This window comes from Paenibacillus sp. BR1-192 (assembly GCF_029542445.1).
Classification (GTDB): Bacteria; Bacillota; Bacilli; order Paenibacillales; family Paenibacillaceae; genus Paenibacillus_AQ; species Paenibacillus_AQ lautus_A.
Window position 1 is genome coordinate 5,268,529 of record NZ_CP120718.1, and the last position, 23,811, is coordinate 5,292,339.

The following is a 23,811-nucleotide window of genomic DNA, read 5'->3' on the forward strand; positions in this document are numbered from 1 at the left end:
GATTCTTATTGAAACGATATCTGCTGCCATTATTCATCCTGATCATGAGTCTGCTTTACATTTTCTTCATTCCTTCCGAGCCCATGCTCGTCAAACTGCTGTTCAAGCTCATCCCCATGTGGCTCATCATCCTGTTTGCATATCGGCAATTCCCGCCCCGTGCCACGAAAGTTCACTATCTTCTGTTATCGGGACTGTTCTTCTGCATGATCGGTGACGGTACGCTGATCTGGTTTGTCGTCGGCCTTACCTTTTTTCTGATCGGTCACCTGTTCTATACGGCCGGCTTTCTGGGACAATGGCGATATTCGCTTCCCCGCCTCCTCAGCATCGTTCCGATTGCGGCCTATTCCGTCTGGATGGGCATTCAATTGGTAACCTCTCTCAACTCAAATGGGGAGCAGGCTTTGATATTTCCCGTCATCGCTTATATTGCGGTCATTTCGACCATGCTCTGGACCTCCGTCATGACCGGAAACCGGTTAGCCATGCTTGGAAGTCTGCTCTTTGTCATCTCGGACTCGATCCTGTCCTGGAACATGTTTGTTTCCGATATCCTTTATTCGAACGTATGGATCATGACCACGTATTATGCAGCCCAGTTTCTGATAGCCAGAAGCATCTCGGCTTTTAACCGGACGAAAGCGCGGAGCAGGGGCGACTCGTCGCTCAATGCTTCCACCATCCATTAGAAAACCAAAAAAAGCCGAGTCCGGGTTCCCCCCGGGCTCAGCTTTTACAGGACATTTCACCGCTTCATGTTCCATGATATGTCGGTCCATAACTCCCCTATCAAGCAACGAAGCAACGCCGAGTCCTCAATCACGCCAGTTCATGCGAACCTGCTTAATCCCCTCTACCTGCCACAACTGCTCGAACAATCCGTTAATTCCCTTGCTGTTGAACGAGTATACCCGGAATTCCATTGTGACCTTGGTCGAATCGTCTTCCGTCGTGTCATTGTTCACGATCATGCCTTCCACCGTCATATTGGCCTTTTGCAGCAATTCCGTAATCGTGCTCACATGTACCGGACGGTCACCCGCCTCGATGATAATCTTTAAGCTGCCGGACTTTTTGATAAAGAGAAACCTCGATTCCAATTTATTCAGCACCAGCGTGCTGACCAGAACGATCGCTGTCGTGATGATCGCAGGCCAGTAAAAACCGGAGCCCACGCTTAAACCGATAGCCGCTGCCACCCATAAAGTGGCGGCCGTGGTCAGACCTGAAATGATATGATTGGAACGCCGCAATATGGCTCCGGCACCAAGAAAACCGATACCGCTTACAACTTGTGCCGCCAGCCGGGCAGGATCAAACCTCGCATTGGGATGATTGATCAGTGCAGAATCAAACCCGTAGATGGAAGTCAGCATAATCAGCGTCGATCCGACGGCCACCAAGAGATGGGTTTTTAACCCGGCCTGCTTATTCCGGCGTTCCCGCTCCCAACCGATCAAACCGCCGAGCAATGCAGCGAACAGCAGCCGCATCAGCATGGTCTCCGTATCCAGTTGAAACACATCCATTCCTAATCTCCACCCATCTTCATCATGTAAGGCGGCTCTTCGTTATGCCATATGTTCATCCTGCCAGCGCCATAACTCTTTGCTGGAGGTGGATATGCCGATTACACCGCTCTTTAGAGCCGTATCAAAATCCTCCAAATCGATCATGAGCCCCCCAGCAATGACAGGCACGTCCACCTCTGCGCGAATACGTTCCATAATCCGCTGGCACACCATGCCCGGGAGCACTTCAATGGCATCGGGATTGGAGGCCTTAATCATCTTGATCCCGTTGTCCAGGGAGACGGAGTCAAATACGAACAGACGCTGAACCGTTAACAAGCCCAGCTTCTTTGCTTCCACAATCGCCGTGTTTTTTGTCGTGACAATCCCGTCGATGCCAACCTTCTCAGCCAAGTACTTAACTCCCGTCTTATCTTTGCCGATCCCTTCAATCAGATCAAAATGCACAAACGAAAGCTTGCCTGCCTCGCGAATCTCCTCGACGATCGATTCAATGATAAAAATATCGGTCTTGAGAATAAATACGATGTTCGATTCGGTCGCTAACACGGCAGGAAGTTCATCCGCATTCATTAATGAAGTAATAATGGGTTTACGCTTCAAGCAATACGAAATTCGTTGTGCACCTTCAACACTGGTTTTCATGTCTTCACCTCGTTCCGCCGCAACCTCTCCAATTCTCCCGTTGCCCCGGCATATTTTTGTAGATACTCGTCATTGCGCTTCGTTTGCCTGCTGCAAGGCAGTACCGCTGAGATAAATATCGTGAACCGAATTCAGCACATAGGTGGGCTTCACGCTGCTGTCCATCAGATCCTCCTTGGTCGACACCCCGGTCAGCACCAAAGCCGTGCTCATTCCCGCCTGATTGCCCATCTTGATATCCGTCTCCAGCCGATCCCCCGACATCAGGCAATCTTCGGCCTTCACTCCCAAAATATCAAGAGCCGTCAATGCCGTCAAGACGGAGGGTTTGCCCATGACCGTCGTAATGGTAATGCCGGCAGTGCCTTCGATGGCACCAATCATGCCGCCGCAATCCGGAACATCGCCGCCAGGCATCGGACATGTTCGATCCGGGTGGGTAGCAATAACCTCCGCGCCCCCCTTGATCGCCTGATATGCAAAATCCAGATGACGGTAGTGAAAATCCCGATCCCACGATACGACCACGACGTCGGTTTCCTCCGGGGATGAGGCGAATCGTATCCCATTGTCCAGCAGCTCATCCTTCAATATATCCTCGCCAATGACGTACACTTTTGCGTCCGGATGATGCTTCTGAAGATAATGAATCGTAACAAGCGCGGGATTCAGAATATGATTCAATTCAACCTGAATGCCAAGCTTCGCTAATTTCTTCAAATAATTCTCCCTAGAGTCTATCGTTTTGTTGGTCAAAAACAACAGCCTCTTATCCAATCCCTGCAAGTAATGAATGGTCTCCACCGCACCGTCGATGGCCTCGGCCCCAAGATAAATCGTACCGTCCAAATCAAAAATATACCCTGCAAAATGATCCATACTTCGTTCTCCTCTGCATGTTCAATCTGTAATTTCGCCTGCAAACGTCATGGGACAGGTCCGGTCAAATATCCCTGTTATATCTCCAGCCCTTGTCCGTAAGGTATACATATGACAGCGCCATGTCCTTTAGTCCCTGGACCGGCGGTCCCTTGCGGATACAAAAAAATGAGAAGCGCTTTGCATGGAAGAAACCTTCATTCATGACAAATGAAAGATTCTCGTTATGCAAAGGGCTTCTCATCATCTCTGCCCGCTCTATAACTTTATATGGTTATACTACATCCACATTTTACATTTGACAAGATCATCATGATGATAAACCTTATCGGTTCATCGCCGACACGGCCGATGGATGCCCGGCTTCTTCTTTGGAGACCGCATCATTGACGTGTTCCCGATCCGTCGGAGCTGCAGTCAGCTCCATTCTGCTGCCTTCCGCTACTCCCCATGCCGCCTGCAATTGGTCCTGCAGCAGCTCCCATTGCCTGTCGACTTCCTCAGAATCCCACTCTAAGTATTCTCCCATCAAGCTCATGACCGAAGCAATGACTCGCTCGGTTTTGGGCCGGTCGAATAACATCCAGCCTGTTCTTCTTAACAGAAAATCCACGGCACTCATCGTCATTTCGCATTCGATGGAATACTCGATTTCGGCACGCAGCAATCTAAATCCGACAGCTTCTGTTTTGTCGGAAGCAGCCTTGATCCGTTTAAACAGTTCAAGGGTATCGGTACCATACCTGGTCATAAGGCGCCTCACGTCATCGTGCCTGATGCCGAGGGATTCGCCCTGTTTAATAAGCTTCTCCTGAGCTTCCGCATAGGTGAGTCCGTTCAAGTCTCCTCCGTTTATCGGAACCCGATCCGTAGTACAAGGAGGATAGATAGTGCCATCGGCGTCCTGAAGCTGTCTGGCAGCAAGGTTAACGACCTTTTCGGCCATTCTCCGGAATCCGGTCAGCTTTCCGCCTGCAATCGTGATCAAACCGGAATCGGATATAAACAACTCATCTTTTCGTGATATCTCCGAAGGACCTTTTCCTTCCTCGCGAACGAGCGGCCGCAGTCCCGCCCATCCGGATTCGATATCGCTTGGCTTCAGCCCTGCTTCCGGAAACGCATGATTGACCGCATCGATGAGATAGCGCCGGTCTTCCTCGGTAATGCCGGGCGTCTCAATCGACCCTTTATAGACGGTATCAGTCGTTCCGATATACGTCTTGCCCTCCCGCGGAATGGCAAAAATCATACGGCCGCCCGGCACATCAAAATAAGCGGCCTGTCGTACGGGAAGCTTGGCATGATCCACCACCAGGTGAACGCCCTTTGTTAAGAGCAGCTGCTTGCCCTTGAGCGAATGATCCTTCAGCCTGACCTGATCCACCCATGGACCAGCGGCGTTTATGATTTTTTTGGCGTATATCGCATAGGTCTCCCCGCTCAATTGGTCTTCCACCTGTGCTCCTGCTACTTTTCCTCCTCGATAAATGAATTCACGAACCTTGGCGTAATTCGCGATGTGCGCTCCCTTAGCCCTTGCAGACTTTACCACTTCGACCGTCAAACGAGCATCATCGGTGCGGTATTCGTAATAATAACCGGAACCTTTCAATCCCTCCTTCCGAAAGAGCGGTTCAAGGGCCAGGGTGCTCTCCCTCCGAAACATCTTCCGCCGTTCGCTGCGTTTGACACCCGCCAGCCAGTCATACAGATACAACCCGACGCAGCTGGCAAAATAACCATAGGTGCCTTTTTTATAAATAGGGAGCAGCATGGGGATCGGCTCCACCAGGTGCGGAGCGCTGCGGTGAAGCAGCGCCCGTTCGGAGCCCACCTCCCGTACCAGGCCGATTTCCCCTTGCTTCAAATACCGGAGTCCCCCGTGGATCAGCTTCGTTGATCTGCCGCTCGTTCCCGAAGCAAAATCATTCATCTCCACCAAGCCCACGCTCATCCCTCTGCAGCTGGCGTCCCAAGCAATGCCCGCCCCCGTGATACCGCCGCCAATCACCAGCACATCCAGCTTTTTTGCCGACATGTCCTGTAAATAACGGGTCCGCATCTTGGCGGATAAGCTTGTGTCCACCTGACATTCTCCTCTCTCAACATATAATAAGAAAAACATCTATCGACGTACCTTCACAGAAGACAGACCGCATTTAGTGGACGTTTTTCTTGCGATTATCGAATGGGTTCAGCTTCGCTGAAAACTTTTACATTCATAATCTAAAAAAAAGAACCGCTTCTGCTCGGAATGCATACCAAATACGGTATGCATGTAAGCAAAAGGGTTCTCCGTCGTCTCCGCCGCTTTATGCAATCAATATGATTACTCATTATATGTCGCTTTTATATTTATGTCTATATGGAACCTGATAGAACCGCAAAACCCCGGGATCACTTTTTCCGCAAAGCCGATGGAGCCATCCGCTTATATTTCTTGAAGGTCCGGCTGAAATAATAAATATCGTTGAATCCGGTAGCAGCCGCGATTTCCGATACCGTAAGCGGGCTTTCGCGGAGCAGGTAATCCGCCCGGTTGAGCCTGGTTTCATTCACGTACTCCGTTACGGTTCGGCCGCTGATTTCCTTGAACAACCGGCTGAAATGAAAACGGCTGAGGCCGGCCATGCCGGATAACTGCTCCACCGACAGATCCTCCCGGTAATGCTCCTCGATATACTTGAATATCGGTGCAAACCGCTCGACGTTCTTCATCCGCTCGACGTATTCATCCTGCGTCAGAACCGTTGCGACATAACCTCGAAGCAGGAGCGTAAGCAATCGGTACAGCTCCGATTTGATAGCCAGCTCATAACCGAATTCCTGCCGTTCCAGCTCCTTGATAATGGATAGCATGGGCGCCAGCGCATCATCCCCGCTGATTCGGTTCTCGAAGATCAGCCGGTTCTGGGTGATCGGCGTGATGAATTTCATCTCGGGCGCATCCAGGGAATGGCTCTGCAGCAGCGAGAAATCTGCGATTAACGCATAATAAAACAAATGGTCCGACTGGCTGAGGCCATAATGCAGTTCATTCCGGTTAATGACGATCATATCGCCTTCCTTGGCGGTAAAGGTGGTCGAGCCGCATTCCAGCGTCGCTTCCCCCGAAACAAAATATAATATTTCAAGATGCTCATGCCAGTGATGATTAAATAATACCTGTCCCCGGCCATCAAACTCGCAACGATGAACCTTGATCGGAAACTGAGGATCCGGCATCGTCATCGGTTCTCGCAGTGTTTTGTCCAATGCTCTGATCTCCTTCCAGTAAGACAGCACAATTGTACAAACAAACAGCACGGTTTATCATGGTGTCTTCCTCTAAAAGCATTATAATACGAAAGTGTAATGCAGTAAATTCAGAGGAGTGAACTCATGAAATCTATTAATGTTGGCGTCATTGGCACTGGATCAATCTCTGCTATGCATTTGCAATCCTATCAAAAACATGCGAACGCGAATTTGCTCGCCGTGTGCGATTTAAACGAAGAAAGAGCACAGCGCGCAGCTGAAAAATACGGCGCTACCAAAGTCTACACGGACTATAAAGAACTTCTGGCCGATCCGGAAATCGATGCGGTAAGCATCTGTACCTGGAACAATACGCATGCCGAAATCAGCATTGCGGCACTGAATGCCGGCAAACACGTTCTGGTTGAGAAACCGCTTTGCCGCACCGTTGAGGAAGCGCTTCAAGTACAGGAGGCCGTGAAATCCTCCGGCAAGATGCTCCAGGTCGGTTTCGTAAGACGCTATGACCCTAACGCTCAAATGCTCCGCGAGTTTGCAGACAAGGGTGAATTCGGGGAGATCTACTTCGCGAAGGCTTCCTCCATTCGCCGCCTCGGCAATCCGGGCGGCTGGTTCTCCGACATCGAACGTTCCGGCGGCGGACCGCTCATCGATATCGGCGTGCACGTCATCGATCTGTGCTGGTACATGATGGGCCGTCCGAAGCCGGTTGCCGTCAGTGCCAATACATACCGGAAGCTGGGCAATCGCTCAAACGTGCGCAACCTGTCCTTCTATAAAGCAGCTGATTATGATGCTGAGAAGAACACCGTCGAGGATATGGCGAATGCAATGATCCGTTTTGAAAACGGCGCCTCTTTGTTGGTGGACGTAAGCTTCACGCTGCACTCGAAGGAAAATCTGCAATCCGTTAAATTGTATGGAGACAAGGGCGGATTCGAGATCGACCCTGAGGTTTCCATCGTAACCGAGAAGCACGATACCATCATCAACATCCAGCCGCAAACCGACAACAAGGGATTCGACTTCGATGCTGCTTTCCAAAGCGAGGTCAATCACTTCATTTCCTGTATCGAGAATGGCACAACACCGCTCAGCCCGGTTGAAGACGGCGTTGAGATCATGAAGATTCTGTGCGGCATCTATGAATCCGCCGAGAAAGGGGCTGAAGTTCTCCTATGAAACTCGGAATAAGCTCGTACAGCCTGTACCAGGCCATGAACAAAGGCGAAATGACCATTACCGACGTCATCGACTACGTTGCGGAGATCGGCGGAGAGCATATCGAGATCGTTCCGCTCGGCTTTAACCTCAAGGAAACGCCGGAGCTGATCGATACGATCAAATCCCGTGCCGCCTCCAAAGGGCTTGAAATCTCCAACTACGCCATCGGCGCCAATTTTGCGGAATTGGATGACGCTGCTTATGAAGCGGAGATTGAACGAGTTAAAGGCGAAGTGGACATTGCGGCTGCGCTTGGCGTCAAGCTGATGCGCCATGACGTAGGCTCTTCCAAGGACTTGTCCATCACGCATTTCCTGGAGGAACTTCCGCGGCTGGCCAATGCATGCCGCATCATTGCCGATTACGCGGCAGAACGCGGCATTACCACCAGCGTGGAGAACCATGGTTACTTCATTCAGCATAGCGACCGCGTCAAAGCTCTGGTTCAGACCGTGAACCACCCTAATTTCAAAACAACCCTGGACATCGGAAACTTCCTCTGTGCAGACGAGGTATCCACCGTGGCTGTCGCGAACAACATCGGCCTCGCGTCCATGGTTCACTTCAAGGACTTCTACTATCGTCCGGCTAACCGCGCGCCCGGATCCGGCTGGTTTAACACCTCCAGCGGCAACTGGCTGCGTGGCGCGATTGTCGGCCAAGGCGATATCGATATGCCGGAAGTCGTTCGCATCGTGAAGGAATCCGGTTACGACGGCTATATCTCGATTGAATTCGAAGGGATGGAAGATTGCCGCACGGGTGCTAAATTTGGTTTGGAATATGTCCGTAAAGCCTGGAACGAAGCTTAAGGCAGAAGGCTTATGGATCACATAAGGATGATATAAGGGGGATATTAGGATGTCGAAGCCTATCATGCCTAACAAAATTGGCGTTATCGTTGACAGCTTTCGGGTTGGCGTAAGAGAAGGTCTTGTCAAAGCACGGGAGGTCGGGGCGGACGGCGTACAGATTTATGCCGTTCACGGCGAAATGGATCCAGCCAACCTCTCCGCTTCCGCTCGAAAAGAATTGAAGGATTATATCGATTCCCTGGGACTTGAAATTTCCGCCCTCGTCGGTGACCTTGGCGGACACGGCTTTCAGGATCCTGCCGAAAATGCGGCCAAAATCGAAAAATCCAAGCGGATCATGGAGCTCGGTTTGGAGCTTGGAACCAATATCATTACGACCCATATCGGTATCGTGCCGCAGGATCACAACGGCCGCGTATACGAAACGATGCATAAGGCCTGCGTAGAGCTCAGCACCTTCGCAAACTCGATGAACGCGTTTTTTGCCATCGAGACGGGGCCGGAGCCTTCGGCTCACTTGAAATCATTCCTGGACGGCCTGGGCTCCAACGGCGTATCCGTTAACTTTGACCCGGCCAACATGGTCATGGTCACCGGGGACGATCCAGTACAGGGCGTATACAACCTGAAGGATTATATCGTTCATACGCACGCGAAGGACGGAATCAAGCTGGCAGACTACATCGATCCTCGTGACGTATACGGCGATTTCGGATATGAAGCACCCGCGCTTGACCATGACAAAATTGCCGATATGGCGGAATCCGGCGAGAAGTTCCGTGAGGTTCCGCTTGGCGAAGGCGGCGTTAACTGGAATGCTTACCTGCAAGCCCTTAAAGATATCGGCTATACCGGGTATTTGACAATCGAACGCGAAGTGAAGACCAATCCGGAAGCGGACATCAAGCTTGCCGTGGACTTCTTGAAAACGTTCAGAGCATAAACCGACGCAAGCTTTGAGACCGTTCCAAGCAAACCGCAACGTTCGCTTGGAACGGACTTGATAAACACAAACAACAGGCCGATCAGGAAATTTCCTGATCGGCCTGTTCATTGTCGCACCATGATGTATGTTGGAACTTGAAACTTGTATACCTTAAGATACCGCTTGTTTCCCCGTCACGGTCTCCAAAGCCCCGTTCGCTCTCGCTGAACGGATCTCGGCTTCGATAATTTCCAGCGATCCTGCCGCGCTGTCTGGCGTACATACCGTTACCGGCTTTCCTTGCGCAACATGCTCGATGAAATACTGAAGCTCGCGGTAGTAGCCGGAATCTTCGGACAGTTCGGCTGTAAAGCCCGGTGCGTCTTCAGGATACACCTTCAATTCATTATTCTCGAACACCAGGGTAGACTCCTCGAAATTTACCCGGTATCCCATATGGAAGCCATGTTCGCCGTGCAGCGTCCAATCCGCATGGGCGTTAATCACTTTCCCGTCAGGGTAAGTGTAATGGGTGGATACGATATCGTACGAGCTTCCTTCAATGATCGTTTTGGCGAATGTGGACACCCGCTCCGGTTTGCCCATCAGCCAGTGGATCATGTCCGCGTCATGCACATGCATGTCCGTGATGCAGCCTCCGCTTTTCTCCCCTTCCAGGAACCAGCCCTTAGGAGGCTCCGATCCCCGGAAGAATTCGCCCGCAACGATGCTGCCGTAGCGGCCGTCCTCCACGCATTCTTTCAAATATTCATAAGCCGGCCAGAAACGCAGGCATTGTCCGATCATCAGCGTTTTGCCCGTGCGTTCCGCTGTTTTCACCATGCGCCAGGCTTCTTCCGAGCTGCCCGCAACGGGTTTCTCGCACAGGACGTGAATGCCGCGCTCCAGCAGCATGCAGGACATATCCGCATGCAAATACGTTGGCAGGCACACATCCACGATATCCAGATCTTCATGCTCGAGCATTTTGTCCACATGGTCGTAAAGACGATAGGGCTCCAGGTCGTAGACATCCCGCTCGGTCGCCATATTCCCGTTGGCTTTGCTGTCTTTAAGCTCATCGATGAGGAGATCGCAAATCGCCACCAGCTCGATGTCCGCGCCTTCTTGAGCCAAACGAAGATAATTGTCGAAATGCATGCGGCCCATGAAACCAAAACCCAATATTCCGATCTTAAGCATTCTCATTCCCTCCGTATCCCTTATGATTATGATTGTCCTTGATGCTGCCGCGCGTCCGGCTTACGCAAAGACGGCGTCCGTCCAAGAATCGCATCCATCGCATTGGATGTGTTAAATATGATCTGCTCCGAATAATGGGTGTAGGCCGGGATCATCTCTGCCGTGACATAGTTGTCGTAGCCGATCAGGCGCAGAGCTTCCACCACTGCGGGATAATTGACGTCTCCTGCCAGCAGGTCGACAAAACCGTGCAATCCGCCTGCCTGCCTGCGGTAATCCTTGAAATGGACTTTCTTGATCCGCTCGCCCAAAATCCGAATCCAATGCTCCGGATAACCGTTGTGCACGACGTTGCCTACATCAAAATATGAGCCGACATAGTCGGAACCGATCTCGTCAATGAAGGTCCGCAATTCCAGCGGGGACAACAGGAATTTGTTCCATACATTCTCGAGCGCGATCGAAACGCCGGCGCTTTCCGCGTACGGAACCAGCTTGCGAATGGATTCTTGAGCCCGCTCGTAAGCATATTCGTAATCGATGACTGCGGAACCGGGAACAAAATCGACGCCGACCGCCCCTGGTATCACAAGAATGGCATCCACACCGAATGCAGCCGCGAGCTCCAGCTGCTTTTTGCAAACGTCCATGGCCTTTTCACGGATGGCCGGGTCGTCGCTGGTCATCGGATAGTCCCAATACAAGCCTGTCGCCAATCCTGCAATATCGAGGTCTGCGTCCTTCAGCTGTGCCGTTATGTTCTGCACTTCCTTATCGCCTGCCTGGAGCCCGAGCTCACCCGTTTGGTTCAGCGACAATTCGATGCCGTCAAAGCCCGCTTCTTTTGCCAATCGGATACAGTCTGAGATGGAAGCCTCTCCCGGGAACGACCAGATATTAATCCCTTTTTTCATCGCAAATCCCTCCTAAAATTCATAGGTTGATGATGTTACAAATGTTTTCTGAAACGCATCATTTGACTTTTTCCGTCAAGTTGTAAATAAACCAATTGGATGTAATAATACTTATATAATAAATAAACATTCCAAGAAATGATTTAGAAAGAAAAGCGATTATTTGGACAATTCCGTTCTATTCTCTTAATAACATTCGGGAGTGAATCTACGATGGCCGACATGGACCCCGATTATCCGGTAAAACGCGAAGCGCCTTTCCGCGAATGGTCGCCCAGCATTCATTATGCACAGTTTCAACGCATGGCGACGGGAGCTCTCCCGCAGCGCAGGTTATATGATTTCGAACTGCTCTATGTATGCCATGGGGAAGCCGTTACCACGATGTACGGGAACCGGCATGTCGTCGAAGCAGGCCAGCTGATCTTTCTGCCGTCCGGCGTTTACCACCAAAATGAGGTGGTTTCCCATCCCGACGCGCGTTTTCTGGGTATCCATTTTGATTTTTTCGATGAGTTGGACATCCAGACGGAAGCCGATATGATCGTGAACGAAGCCGTGGTGGATAAGGATAAGTTCGCGCATGAAGCCGTGTCATCCGCCTTCCCTCCCCTTTCTTCCCGGATTATCTATACGCCTCCCCTGCCATGCGTACAGATGATGGAACGCATCGTAGAGGAATTTACCCTGCGTCCCGCCGGCTACGAGCTTGCCTGCAAGGGACTGATGCTGGATGTGCTGGTTCAACTGTTTCGGACGCACCCCTCCCGGGCATTGACGGAAACGTCGCCGCACGAGGCCAAGCTGATCGAGCTGATGGCTCAAATCGAAAAAGCTCCAGCCAAAGACTGGAGCAACAAAGTCATCGCGGAGCATTTGATGTTAAGCGCGGATCATACCGCCAAATTGTTTAAGCGCCTTGCCGGGATGCCGCCGAGCGAATTCGTGCAATCCGTTCGTCACCGGGAAGCCCGCCGGCTGCTTCGGGAATCCGACATCTCGATCGAGATGGTTGGCGAAGGCGTCGGATACCCGGACATTCATTATTTCAGCCGCATCTTCCGGAGGCTGGAGGGGATTACCGCTACCGATTACCGGAAGCTGTCAAGAATTCTGTAAGGCATGAAGACCTTCGGCACGTACATGCGTTTGAAGCCAGCGTTCCATTCGTTCGAGCGCTTCGCAGAGTCGAGCGGACGAAGCGGCATACGAGCAGCGAATGAAGCCTTCGCCCCCGGCACCGAATACATGGCCCGGCACAACGGCTACTTTGGCCTCCCGAAGCAATCGCTCCGCGAACTGCTGCGAGCCGAGGCCGGTTCCGGTTATGCTGGGGAATGCATAGAAGGCTCCCTGAGGATCGCGGCAGATCAGGCCGATATCGCTCAGTCCCTGCACAAACATTTGTCGGCGCTCATCGTAAGCCTGCCTCATCACGTCCCGATCCCCGAGCCCGTTCTTTAAACATTCGATGGCCGCAATCTGTCCCATGATGGGCGCGCAGAGCGCGGTATACTGATGGATCTTGACCATAGCGCCCACCAGCCCGGCATCGCCGCAGAGGTAGCCGACCCGCCAGCCCGTCATGGCGAAGGCTTTGGAGAATCCGCCGATGATGACGGTCCGCTCCCGCATCCCCGGCAGGGAAGCGACGCTCGTATGCGTGCCGCTATAAGTAAGCTCGGCATACATCTCGTCTGAAATCACCACCAAATTGTGCTCGACCGCAAGGCGCGCGATCGGAAGCCAATCCTCATGGGTCATGACGGCTCCTGTCGGATTGCTCGGAAAGTTAACAACGATCGCTTTCGTCCGGGGCGTGATCGCCTGCTGCAGGGCATCCGCCGTCAACTTGAAGCCATGCTCGGCGGATAGCTCCAGCTCGACGACGGTGCCGCCGTTCAATTGCACAAGAGGAGCATAGGCGACATATCCCGGTACGGGAATGATAATTTCATCGCCCGGCGAGATGAGCGCCCGCAGCGCAAGATCAATCGCTTCGCTGCCGCCGACCGTGACCAGGACCTCCCTCGACGGCTCGTATTGCAGCTGGAAGCCGGCATGCAGATAGTCTGCAATTCCTTCCCTCAGCTCCATCAGCCCTTCATTCGGCGTGTACATCGTGCGCCCGTGCTCCAGCGCCTGTTTGCATGCATCGATCGCACACTGGGGCGTCACGAAATCCGGTTCGCCCACGCCGAGCGAAATGACCTCGTCATCCGCTTCCGCAGCATTAAAAAATTGCCGGATGCCGGATGGCGGCATGACTTGCACCCTCGATGTTAGAAAGCTGCTCGTTGTCTTCATATCCTTCTACTCCTTGCCTTCGCTTTTTCGTTCCGATAATGAGGTTTCAATCAAGGCATCCAAAAGTCCGCTGAACGAATATCCCGCCGCTTCCGCGCTTCTTGGCAGCAGACTGGTCTTCGTTAAACCCGGAAGCGTGTTGACCTCCAAAATATAAGGAATCTTTCCCTTCAGGATGATATCGATCCGGGCATATACACTGCACTTCATCGCCTTATAGCATCGAAGCGCGGCTGTGCGCACCTGCTCCTGAAATTCTGCGGGAAGCTCGATCACCTGCTCATCCGCTTCGCCTTCTTCGTATTTGGATGCATAATCGAAAAACTCCGAGTTCGGCTTGATCGACACAATCGGAAGCATGTCGCCGTTCAGGACCGGGCAGGTGATTTCTTCTCCCTCGATCCATTGCTCGATCATGACGAAGCGGTCCCACCGCAGCGCCTCTTCGACGGCGGATGCAAGGTCAGCCGAGTCGCGCACGATCCGGGTACCGATGCTGGATCCGCCCGCATTCGGCTTCACCACAACGGGAAAACCGAGCCCCTCCACGTCGGCGGCCGCCAACTCTTCCATGCAGCTGACCATGATCCAGTCAGCCGTATGCAATCCTTCGTAACGCAGCAGCTTCTTGCTCAAATCTTTATCCATGCAGAGACTGCTGGCCAGAACGCCGCTGCCGGTATACGGAATCCCCAGCGTATCAAGGGTGCCCTGGACCGTTCCGTCTTCTCCGAACGTGCCGTGCAGGGCGAGCAGCGCAATATCGATGCCTTCGGTTTTGCTGATCAGCTCCCGTTTATCGTGAATCTCGATCGGATAAACCTCGTAGCGGCTTTCATCCAAATGAGCGATCATCTCTTTGCCGGTCATGAGCGAAACTTCCCTCTCGGATGATACGCCTCCCATGATGACGCCAACCTTCATGATGTAGACCTCCTAAATAATTTCTTCAAGCCGATTGCCTGTACAACACTCCGCATGCGGATTATTCCTCCGATCTCTGTTGCCCTCAGATTTCCACTGATTTTGAATTTTCGTTGTTGAAATCTGACGGCAAAGGAGAACGCTTCGCTTCTCCAAAATAATTCCGCCTTCTCCGTTGCAGCCCATGATTTCTCGGAGAAGTATTCTTTGTATGTTAATCGACACTCCGCATGCGGATTATTCCTCCGATCTCTGTTGCACCCCGATCACACCAGCTTCCTCGCCGCCTCGCCGATAATGCGAATCCCCTTCTCGATGTTCTCGTCGGAGACGCGGGAGAATCCAAGACGCATGGTGTGCTGGCCGCCGCCATCGGTATAGAAAATATCGCCCGGCGTAAACACCACGCCCTGGGCGGAACAAGCCTCCAGCAGCTCCCGCGTCCGGAAGTCCGGACCGAATTCAACGAACAGGTGAAGCCCGCCATCGCCGGACAGCCGTTCCATCGGAATCCACTCCTCGCAGCAGCGGATCGCAAGCTCATATTTTCGCTTGTACTCGGCCTTCGCTCTCTTTAAATACTTCTCGAAGTTGCCATTGTACAGATATTGAAAGAGCAAGGACTGATCCAGAGTCGACGTATGAATGCTGCGGGCCCGCTTCACGCTTTCCAGATAATGAATCAGGGTCTTGTCGGCCAGCACCCATCCGACTCGCAGGCCGGGAAACAGAATCTTGGAGAAGCTGCCCAGGTAAATCACGCTGTTGTTCTCCCCCCCTGCACATGCAACGAGAGGCGCGATGTGGGAGCCCGAATAACGCAGCTCCTCGTTGAAGCCGTCTTCGATCACGGGAATCTCATGCTCGTTCAGCAGCCGCAGCGCTTCCAGCCGCTTCTGGTGGGACATCACGATTCCGGTAGGATTATGATAGGAAGGCACAAGGTACGCCATGTCGTACGACCGCTCCGACAGCTCGCGTGCGAGCCCTGTCAGGCTGATGCCGTCTTGCTCCATCTCGACGCCGGTAATGGCGTACCCGTGCATTTTAAAATTTTTAATGGCGGTATGATGGGTGGGATTCTCGCAGAGAATGCGGCCATGCCCTTGGTTCAAGGCGGATAGCACCAGACTTAAGCCTTCCGTAAAACCGCTGGTGATCAGCATATCTTTGCCCTGAACATTCACCCCTTTGTTCTCCATGTAACGGAGAAGGTAATCAATAAGCGGTTTATAGCCTTTGGCGTAACCGTAATTTAGTAGGATATCGCCTTCAAGCGACATCCGGTCCAGGAATGCACGCTTGACATTGGGCAGGTCGAACAGCTTCTCGTCGGGAGCGATGCTTGTAAACGATATGGAGCCCTTGTCAGCACGGATCCCGTGCTTCATCAGATCGTTCGCTTCCGCAAGCCTGGCATACTCGTTCAGGCGAGGAGCCCAGTCCAGCCGCTTGCCTTCCGGCTGTGCGGATGCCCCGCTGATCGAAGGGGAAACAAAGTGTCCTTGCCCTTTAACCGCGTAGATATAGCCTTCATCCTCCAAATCGGAGTATGCGCTCAGCACCGTATTGCGGCCCACTCGAAACAGCGCGCTTAGCTCACGCGTGGAGGGAAGCTTCTGATCGGCTTGCAGCGCCCCGGTTGTCATCAAGCGCTTCATGTAATCCTTGACTTGAATATACGCCGGGCGGTCATTCGCCAACTTGAAATCCAAATACATCGTTCATTTCCCCCTTGCTCTTATGATGGCATAATTTCGGCGGCACCACTAGAACCACAGCAGGCCTCTTTCGCCACGGGCGTGGTTTGCCGATATCGTTGGCAGAATCCCGGCCATCTCATCCCTAGGATTGGACTGCCCTTTGCGCCGGTATACCTTGATGACATGCACGTTCTCTATATCATGGAACCATACGGGATCATGCACAAGCAAGAATGAAACATTCTTGGTACCCATCTGGCGAAAAAACAGATCGGAAAATCAAAAACTGCCCCACCTTCTCAAAGGAAGATGGGGCAGTATTACGCCGTATTCGTTCGGCCTATACGGCCCTGATTCGTCTAAATAAGCCGTACTCCCGGCCCGCTTACTTCACAGCCAAGCTTTCCCTGATCTTATCATTGATCCACTGCCGCTTCGACAGCAGCCATTCCGGATCCCTTGGGTACGTCTTGAAAGTGATCGGCTCTTCAAGCCCTTCTTCCAGCGCCTGCAGAACTGCCTCCCTGCCGATCTGGGTTTCCAGCAGTTGAAGCGCTCTCAAATCCTGAAGAGCTTCCTGGAATACCTTCAGCCGAATGGATTCGATCGGCCCTTCTTCACCGGGATATACCACAAAAGCATCTCCGGAAGGAAAACCGCAATCCGCATCCGTCACCTTGAACGGATCAATGGCGCGTTTCGAGTATTGCGAATTCCAAAAGTTATATCCCCAATGGAGAAATCCCTCAATGTTAAACTTATACAGCTGAATCCCGATGATCCGGTTTCTCGCCGAAGGCAGATTGAAGAATCGGTTGGACACTTCCTTGTATTGGGAACAGCAATAATAGGTCCACAGCGGGGTTACCTGCTGATCCAGGAAAGGCTCGATGTGGTTGCTGCCCGGAATCGGACGCTTCACCAGCCCCTGCTCATAGAACGAAATATCGGAGAGCGCGTCGATGATCGGGTAATCCGGCAGCAGCTCGTTCATCAACCGGCTTGCATGCCCGTAAGCCTCCAGATGGGACTCGGACGGCTCATCGGATACATGGAAATAACAGCGCTGCTCAAGTCCCCGGCTTTCGATCCAACCGGTCAAAGCATGAATGAATTGTCTGATGAAGGCATGATACGCTTCTCCAGTCGCATCCGTCTCCCAACCGAACAGCTTCTCCGGCTGTCCGTTCACGTTAGCCATAATCTTCGGCGCATGCCGGGCTCCCCACTGCGTGAAGAGGTGCGAGAATTCCAGATACTGAATGCCATTGGAATCGCACAGGTCAGCCCAGCGGTCGAGTTTGTCAAACCCAAACGCATATTTTCCATCTTCGCTCACATCGACATCGACCAGCTGTACCGTCGGCCGCTCTCCGCCCACTTCCGTATCCAGCGGAGGCGTAAACACCGGAGTCAGGATCATATTGATCCCATGCTGTGCCGCGGTCTGCATAAATTGATCGATCAACGTCCAGTGCCGCTCGCTAAAAATCCCCACCTCATAGTAGTTTGCCAGGCAATCGGCATGGAACCATTCCGTATGAATGAGCTTCTGCGCAGGTAAGGCTGCCGGAATCACTTCCAGCGTAAATACCTCTTCCCCAAGCGTATCTCCCGATTCCGCTTCAAAACGGATCCGGATTTCATATGTACCTCCCTGGATCGCTTCCTCAGGCTGTACCGTGATCCAGAGGCTTCTCCACTGGCCCGGGCATCCGGTTATAACAGGATCTGATGCCAGAGGCAGCAGCGGGTCCGGATATAGCCCGGGCGTAGCTCTTAAGATAAACTCGTCATGGTCATGATACGTAGGCAGCTCCGACGGAACCAGGCCTACGGAGCGGACGGTAACCCGTTCGCTTAACTCGGATTGCAGAATAACCCGGATGTTTTTCAACAAGCGATTGGAACGGTAGGCAACTTGAAACGAGAATGTCTCATTGCTAAACGCTGCCCCTGCGTCGTACGAGGCTGGGGACAGTTCTTCATCGGCGAATACTTTGGACAGAGAGCTTAACAGCCGGGTTTCAAACGTTATGGAATGACTCATGCAGATTGCATCCTCTCTACAATGGAATGAGGTACTTTCACGTACATCTTACACTAATCTGGATGGAACGGAAGGTAAATTTTGCGTTTTCGAAAAAAAGGAGCCACCGCTCTTTTGCGATGGCCGCCTTATTACTGCCAATCCTTAGGGGAGGCTGCAGATCTGCAGTCCTCCCATCAATCCCTCGAGCTCCGGTAAACTTCCATGCCGGACAGGCGCGGACACCATCTCGATTCCAAAATGGTAAGGCGGATATATTGACTGCGTACGGCGGGAAAGCGGCAGATGCGTTTGCGCCCGATTACCGTCCCGGATTGGATCGTGTGCCAGTTCCCGTTTTCCATATATTCAAGCTCGAAGCGCTCGATCCGCTGCCCGTACCGGTATTCGGCCAATACGATATGATCGAAATCGATCGCCCGCCCGAGGTCCAGCTCAATCACGGCGTATTCCGTACCCTCCTCGGGGCTCCAATACGTATCCTTGTTACCATCGACCATATTTCGAGCATCCGATCCGGCTTTCGTTTCGGAAGCCGTAATATCCGCGCCGGCTGCCAAATCGGTATCAAACGTTGTTCGGATGGCGTCCCCGAGTTCCTGCAGACGCCGCAGATCGTTCTCATGAACGAGTCCGCGGGTATCCGGCGGAATATTGAGCAGAAAGGTGGCATTGCCGCCAACCGAGCCGTAATAAATATGCAGCAATTCTTCCAGCGATCGAACCTTATCGTCTTCGGACGCATGGTAGAACCAGCCGGGACGGATCGAGGTATTCACTTCGGCCGGATACCATACCAGCTCCTTCTCGCCTTGAATGACGCTCCGGCTGCCGAGATCCTCTTCGCTGGATTCATAGCGGCGCGCGAACTCCCGGTCATCCGTTTGCTGCGACTTTTCCTGGATCGCTTCATTTTGGCGCAGCGACGCCGGAACGACGCTCCACTCCGACTCCCTGCAATGCCCCGCTTCATTCCCGCACCAGCGAATATCCGGCCCGCAAACCGAGATGGCGGCATTCGGCTGCAGTTCCCGAATCAGGGCGTAATACGCATCCCAATCGTATTCCTGGCGCTTGCCGTTCGGCCCTTCGCCGCAGGCTCCGTCAAACCAGACGCTGAAAATCTCGCCGTAGCCGGTCAGGAGCTCTCTTAGCTGATTCAGGAAAAATTGATTGTACCGCGTCGAATCCCCATACGACGGTTCATGCCGGTCCCATGGGGACAAGTAGATGCCGAATTTGATCCCCTTTCTCCTACAGGCATCGGCAACCTCCTTCACCGCATCCCCATGTCCGTTTCGCCAAGGGCTGCTCTTCACGGAATGCTCCGTATACTGACTCGGCCATAAACAGAAGCCGTCATGATGCTTGCAGGTCAGGATCAGGCCGCGCATCCCGGCGCTGACACAAGCGCTGACCCATTGATCCGCATCCAGCTGCGCCGGATTGAACAGCGCCGGGTCTTCCTTTCCCGTGCCCCATTCCATATCCGTGAACGTATTGATGGTAAAATGAAAGAAGGCGTAAAACTCCATCTCCTGTACGGCTAATTGACGTTCCGAGGGCTCGATGTTGGCAGCGTATTCAATGAAATTGTGCAAGCGATAAACCTCCCATACCTCATCCTTGATTGTCTAATGCTTTCTGATGAATCTCCAGATACTTATCCAGCTGAAGCCCCTTAAATCCGCTGACATAGGCATCCCAATCCTTCTCGATGTCTTTGCTGCCGGTTACGAACTGGGCCAGGTTCGATTTCACGTAATCCTGAATCGTCTTCTGAATCTGCGCGATAAAGGTTGCGTCTTTCGGATCGATGAACACATCGGTCGGGTACACTAACTCCGGTTTGGCAAAAGGCTCATATTTCTTGGCAGCCAGCCATAAACGATACTCGTAGGCTCCGTTGCCGAGCGGATCTTCAGGAGCAACAAAGGATTCGCGGAGGGAATTCACCATCAGCATCGTGCCGAGCTGCCACCAGGTTACGTCAAGGGATCCCTCGGGCACATCCCGCTTCAACGCTTCGTATGCGGCCGGCTCGCCGTTGTAATCAAGCGCACCGGACTCCGCCTTTCGCCATCCGTCTCCCTCGAACCCCCAGGAAGTCATCACGGTGCCTTCTTCGGAGAACAAGTAATCCGCCAGCTTGATCGCTGCGATCCGCTGCTCCTCCGTCGCTTTGTTCGTAATGACAAACGATCCGTCCCCTGCTCCGACGCTATAACCTGCTAGCTGTACGCCATTCGGTCCTTTCAGCGGGGGAACGACATCGTATTCCTTATGGCGGGGCTTGGCGTCGGTCGGCTCCAGCACGCTGCTGATCAGCGCATAACCGACGGTGCCGACCACATTCTCCGCTTTGTTGCCAAGCTGCTTGACGGCATCGCCGTTTTGCGTAAAGGCTCCTTTATCGATCAGTCCTTCGCTGTAAAGCTTACGCAGATATTTCAGCCCTTCCCTCCATTCGGGCTCAGCCGCCGACAAAATCACCTTGTCATCCTTCACGCTTAGATAAGTCGTGCCATTGTTGTATATAAAAGCATTCATCAAAAAGGCGTCAACTCCTCCTCCCCATACATCGAGCGAAGTGGTCATCGGAATTTCGTCAGCCTTTCCGTTGCCGTTCGGGTCCTGCTCCTTAAAGGCTTTCAGCACTTCATAGAACTCGTCGGTGGTCGTTGGCATTTCAAGCCCTAACTTCTCGAGCCAGGTCGTATTGATCCACATCCGCTGGCCATACGTGCAGTGCAGGCACTCGTTCACCTTCGGAAGCGCGTATATATTGCCGTCCGGGGCCGTCATGGCGGATTTCAAATAGGAAACTTCCTCCAATGCCTTCTTGATGTTCGGCGCATGCTGGTCGATTAAATCATTCAAAGGGATAAAGGCCCCCTGCATTCCGTACTTGATCTGATCCGCCTTGGATATGCCGGCATTCATAATAAGCGCCGGATAATCCCCGCTGGCCAGCATCAGCAGTTTCTTGTCGTTGAATACCGCGTCGGGCGTCGTATTCCATTTGAACGTAATCCCCAGCTTCTCTTCGATATGCTTGGAGAATGGATTGACATCGAGGCTCTCGATGCCGGCGGACTGAGGAGCGAATACCGATAGTTCAACGGGTGCCCCCGACTCCGGAGGGCTTGCCGGATTTCCAGTTCCTGTTTCGCTCGATTTGCCGCAAGCGGATAAAACCAGCACTGCCGCGAGAATCAGACTTAAACCTAATCCAGTGAACCTATTCAAATCAATTCCTCCCTAATATGGAATGTCTGCCCGTACTTCATAAACGAAACCTAATTTTGCATATACCCCCTATGTGTCCGATCATCGGAATTACCCATTCTATACTGCCGGCCTCACCTCCTTCACAATAAGCAGGAATCACCCTTTCAAGGACCCGATCATCACGCCTTTGACAAAATACTTCTGCACGAACGGGTAAATGACCAGTACCGGGGCGCTTGCCACCACGATCAGCGAATACTTCAGCAGATCCTTCAGCCCTTCGCGGACCAGCAGCTCATTCACGTTGGTCACCATCTCGGCGCTGACGGAATTCAGGATCAGAATATCCCTCAGGAAGATTTGCAGCGGAAACAGGCTGCTGTCCTTTAAATAAATCAGGGCGTTGAAATAGGAGTTCCAATGGCCGACGGCGTACATCAGCGCGAGCACGGCCAGGATCGGCTTGGATAACGGAAGGACGATTTTCAGAAAAAAGGTAATGTCGCTGCTGCCGTCCATTTCGGCCGCTTCGGCGAGCTCCTCCGGGATCGTGGTTTGAAAAAAGGTTCTGGCGATGATGACCTGAAACACGGCTAACGCACCCGGTATGATCATGGCCCAGCGCGTGTCGAGCATGCCGAGCGACTTCACGAGCAGATAGTTCGGAATGAGCCCGCCGTCAAAAAACATCGTGAACACCAGCAGCATCATGATGAGGTTGCGAACGTAAAACGTCTTTCGGGCTAACGGATATGCAAGCATCACCGTGAATGCGACGTTGACAAGCGTGCCGACAACGGCATAGAACAACGAGTTGCCAAACCCGATCAGAATATTGGAATTCTGGAATACCGCTTTGTAGCCGATCAGGGTCACGTCCACCGGCCACAGCCACACCTTGCCCGACGACACCGCGCCCGGGGAGCTGAAGGATGCGCTTACAATATGCAGCAACGGAAACAGGATGACAATCAGGACGACGGATAGAAACAAATACACGATACCAAGGAAAATCCGGTCTGCAGCGGACTCCCGTACGGTTGATCTGCTCATGCGATTCCTCCTACCATAGACTTGTGGATGAGACTTTTCTGGATACGTAATTGACGATGACCAAGAGAATGAAATTGATAACGGAATTGAACAGGCCGATGGCGGCGGAGAAGCTGAAGTTCGCTCCGAGCAGGCCGACCTTGTACACGTAGGTGGAGATGACCTCGGACGTGTTCTGATTCAGCGGGTTTTGCATGAGATAGATTTTCTCGAAGCCCAGGCTCATCAGATTGCCCAGATTCAATATGAGCAAAATGACGATGACCGGAAACAAGCTGGGAATATCGATATTGATGATTTTTTGAAACCGGGTCGCCCCGTCCACTCGGGCCGCCTCGTACAAATCGGGATTGACTCCCGCCAAGGCCGCAATATAGATGATGGCGCCGTAACCGGTGAACTGCCATACATCGGACCAGACATAGATCGATTTAAACAGCTCCGGCACGCCGAGAAAATCAACGGTTTCCAGTCCCAGCGCCCGGAACAGGTTGCTCATCAGCCCCGTGTTGGGCGAGAGGTTCACGATCAGAATCGAGACGATGACAACCGTTGAAATAAAGTACGGCGCGTAGGTCACCATCTGGACGGTTTTCTTGAAGCGGCCGTTCCTGATCTCATTCAGGGCCAGCGCCAACAGAATGGGTGCAGGGAATCCGACCAGCAGGCCGTACAGGGAAATCTCGAGCGTGTTGCGGACATACTGCCAGAAGAACGGTGCGTCGAATAATTGCCGGAAATAATCGAACCCTACCCAGGGACTGCCGAAGATCCCCTGTACGACGTTGTATTCCTTGAATGCAATCAATACGCCGAACATCGGAACGTATTTGAAGAGGATGATGTAGACTAACGGGAAGAACACGAGCAGGTAGAACTGCCAGTGCTTCATCAGCTTCTTCCTCGTTCGGTTCATGGGCTTGTTCGATGGTAAATTCGTTGGTGCCTGTGCATCTGCAGGTACTGGGATTGCGCTGCTCATACGAGCCAATGGGGTCACCCTCCTTCGCTTTGTGTTGGTCCCAAGTTTAGAGCGGACGGTTCCATCCGATCAATATACAAGATTCTCCGAATCAACGTATTTCCGCGAGCAGGGGAAAATTTCAGAGCCGGCAGGCCGTGAGAGCGATAAACCTTTTTCC

General features: G+C 52.6%; 21 protein-coding genes. 5 read left to right on the top strand and 16 right to left on the bottom strand.

The genetic code is table 11. The annotated features are described in order from the left end of the window. Positions 1–8 precede the first annotated feature (8 nt). Positions 9–692, top strand: coding sequence for a lysoplasmalogenase (locus tag P0X86_RS23765; RefSeq protein WP_277746624.1), 684 nt, complete (start codon positions 9–11; stop codon positions 690–692). Positions 693–818: 126 nt separating this feature from the next. On the opposite strand, the gene P0X86_RS23770 is transcribed toward P0X86_RS23765, so the two are convergent. From P0X86_RS23770 to P0X86_RS23790, 5 genes are all read right to left on the bottom strand, one after another. Continuing rightward, a complete protein-coding gene (locus P0X86_RS23770; protein ID WP_009593619.1) occupies positions 819–1,532 on the bottom strand; it encodes an MgtC/SapB family protein in 714 nt (237 codons plus the stop codon). A 42-nt stretch (positions 1,533–1,574) separates the two neighbouring features. Then, positions 1,575–2,180, bottom strand: a complete 606-nt coding sequence (locus tag P0X86_RS23775) for a glycerol-3-phosphate responsive antiterminator (protein ID WP_009593577.1) — start codon at positions 2,178–2,180, stop codon at positions 1,575–1,577. A gap of 69 nt (positions 2,181–2,249) precedes the next feature. After that, on the bottom strand, positions 2,250–3,059 hold the full coding sequence (locus P0X86_RS23780) for an HAD-IIA family hydrolase (protein WP_015736729.1): 810 nt from the start codon (positions 3,057–3,059) through the stop codon (positions 2,250–2,252). Between the two features lie 325 nt (positions 3,060–3,384). Continuing rightward, a complete protein-coding gene (locus P0X86_RS23785; protein ID WP_277746625.1) occupies positions 3,385–5,148 on the bottom strand; it encodes a glycerol-3-phosphate dehydrogenase/oxidase in 1,764 nt (587 codons plus the stop codon). A 311-nt stretch (positions 5,149–5,459) separates the two neighbouring features. Beyond that, the gene (locus P0X86_RS23790; protein WP_096776080.1) at positions 5,460–6,317 is read right to left on the bottom strand and encodes an AraC family transcriptional regulator; all 858 of its coding nucleotides are present in this window, start codon (positions 6,315–6,317) and stop codon (positions 5,460–5,462) included. 126 nt (positions 6,318–6,443) lie between these two features. Here P0X86_RS23790 and P0X86_RS23795 point away from each other — a divergent pair, with 126 nt between their 5' ends. The 3 genes from P0X86_RS23795 to P0X86_RS23805 are packed head-to-tail and all read left to right on the top strand — an operon-like array spanning position 6,444 to position 9,302. Next, positions 6,444–7,502, top strand: coding sequence for a Gfo/Idh/MocA family protein (locus P0X86_RS23795; protein ID WP_015736732.1), 1,059 nt, complete (start codon positions 6,444–6,446; stop codon positions 7,500–7,502). Next, a complete protein-coding gene (locus P0X86_RS23800; protein WP_015736733.1) occupies positions 7,499–8,356 on the top strand; it encodes a sugar phosphate isomerase/epimerase family protein in 858 nt (285 codons plus the stop codon). Before P0X86_RS23795 ends, P0X86_RS23800 begins: the two co-directional genes overlap by 4 nt. Before the next feature lie 49 nt (positions 8,357–8,405). Beyond that, positions 8,406–9,302: a sugar phosphate isomerase/epimerase family protein gene (locus tag P0X86_RS23805; RefSeq protein ID WP_145037202.1), complete on the top strand. Its 897-nt coding sequence runs from the start codon at positions 8,406–8,408 to the stop codon at positions 9,300–9,302. Positions 9,303–9,455: 153 nt separating this feature from the next. Here P0X86_RS23805 and P0X86_RS23810 read toward each other — a convergent pair whose 3' ends face one another. Then, positions 9,456–10,487 (bottom strand): Gfo/Idh/MocA family protein, encoded by a 1,032-nt coding sequence (locus P0X86_RS23810; RefSeq protein WP_277746626.1) that lies wholly within the window; start codon positions 10,485–10,487, stop codon positions 9,456–9,458. A 26-nt stretch (positions 10,488–10,513) separates the two neighbouring features. Continuing rightward, positions 10,514–11,401 carry a sugar phosphate isomerase/epimerase family protein gene (locus P0X86_RS23815; RefSeq protein WP_036660164.1) on the bottom strand — a complete coding sequence of 296 codons (888 nt, stop codon included), beginning with the start codon at positions 11,399–11,401 and terminating at the stop codon, positions 10,514–10,516. Between the two features lie 213 nt (positions 11,402–11,614). On the opposite strand from P0X86_RS23815, the gene P0X86_RS23820 reads away from it, so the two are divergent. Beyond that, the gene (locus P0X86_RS23820) at positions 11,615–12,520 is read left to right on the top strand and encodes a helix-turn-helix transcriptional regulator (protein WP_277746627.1); all 906 of its coding nucleotides are present in this window, start codon (positions 11,615–11,617) and stop codon (positions 12,518–12,520) included. Here the strand turns inward: P0X86_RS23820 and P0X86_RS23825 are convergent. The 9 genes from P0X86_RS23825 to P0X86_RS23865 all read right to left on the bottom strand — a co-directional run bounded on the left by P0X86_RS23825 (position 12,506) and on the right by P0X86_RS23865 (position 23,651). Next, on the bottom strand, positions 12,506–13,708 hold the full coding sequence (locus tag P0X86_RS23825) for an aminotransferase class I/II-fold pyridoxal phosphate-dependent enzyme (RefSeq protein ID WP_277746628.1): 1,203 nt from the start codon (positions 13,706–13,708) through the stop codon (positions 12,506–12,508). The genes P0X86_RS23820 and P0X86_RS23825 overlap by 15 nt on opposite strands. 6 nt (positions 13,709–13,714) lie before the next feature. Then, positions 13,715–14,632, bottom strand: a complete 918-nt coding sequence (locus P0X86_RS23830) for a D-alanine--D-alanine ligase (protein WP_277746629.1) — start codon at positions 14,630–14,632, stop codon at positions 13,715–13,717. A 266-nt stretch (positions 14,633–14,898) separates the two neighbouring features. Beyond that, positions 14,899–16,353: an aminotransferase-like domain-containing protein gene (locus P0X86_RS23835; protein ID WP_277746630.1), complete on the bottom strand. Its 1,455-nt coding sequence runs from the start codon at positions 16,351–16,353 to the stop codon at positions 14,899–14,901. A gap of 48 nt (positions 16,354–16,401) precedes the next feature. Next, on the bottom strand, positions 16,402–16,566 hold the full coding sequence (locus tag P0X86_RS23840; protein ID WP_162939100.1) for a hypothetical protein: 165 nt from the start codon (positions 16,564–16,566) through the stop codon (positions 16,402–16,404). 154 nt (positions 16,567–16,720) lie between these two features. After that, entirely contained in the window at positions 16,721–18,385 is a 1,665-nt protein-coding gene (locus P0X86_RS23845; protein WP_096776086.1) for a DUF4091 domain-containing protein, read from the bottom strand. A 176-nt stretch (positions 18,386–18,561) separates the two neighbouring features. Then, complete coding sequence (locus P0X86_RS23850; protein WP_277746631.1) at positions 18,562–19,986, bottom strand: alpha-L-fucosidase; 1,425 nt, start codon at positions 19,984–19,986, stop codon at positions 18,562–18,564. Between the two features lie 19 nt (positions 19,987–20,005). Beyond that, positions 20,006–21,634, bottom strand: a complete 1,629-nt coding sequence (locus tag P0X86_RS23855; protein WP_277746632.1) for an ABC transporter substrate-binding protein — start codon at positions 21,632–21,634, stop codon at positions 20,006–20,008. Between the two features lie 138 nt (positions 21,635–21,772). Then, positions 21,773–22,669: a carbohydrate ABC transporter permease gene (locus P0X86_RS23860; protein ID WP_096776089.1), complete on the bottom strand. Its 897-nt coding sequence runs from the start codon at positions 22,667–22,669 to the stop codon at positions 21,773–21,775. A gap of 10 nt (positions 22,670–22,679) precedes the next feature. Then, on the bottom strand, positions 22,680–23,651 hold the full coding sequence (locus P0X86_RS23865; RefSeq protein WP_015736745.1) for an ABC transporter permease: 972 nt from the start codon (positions 23,649–23,651) through the stop codon (positions 22,680–22,682). Positions 23,652–23,811: the final 160 nt, after the last annotated feature.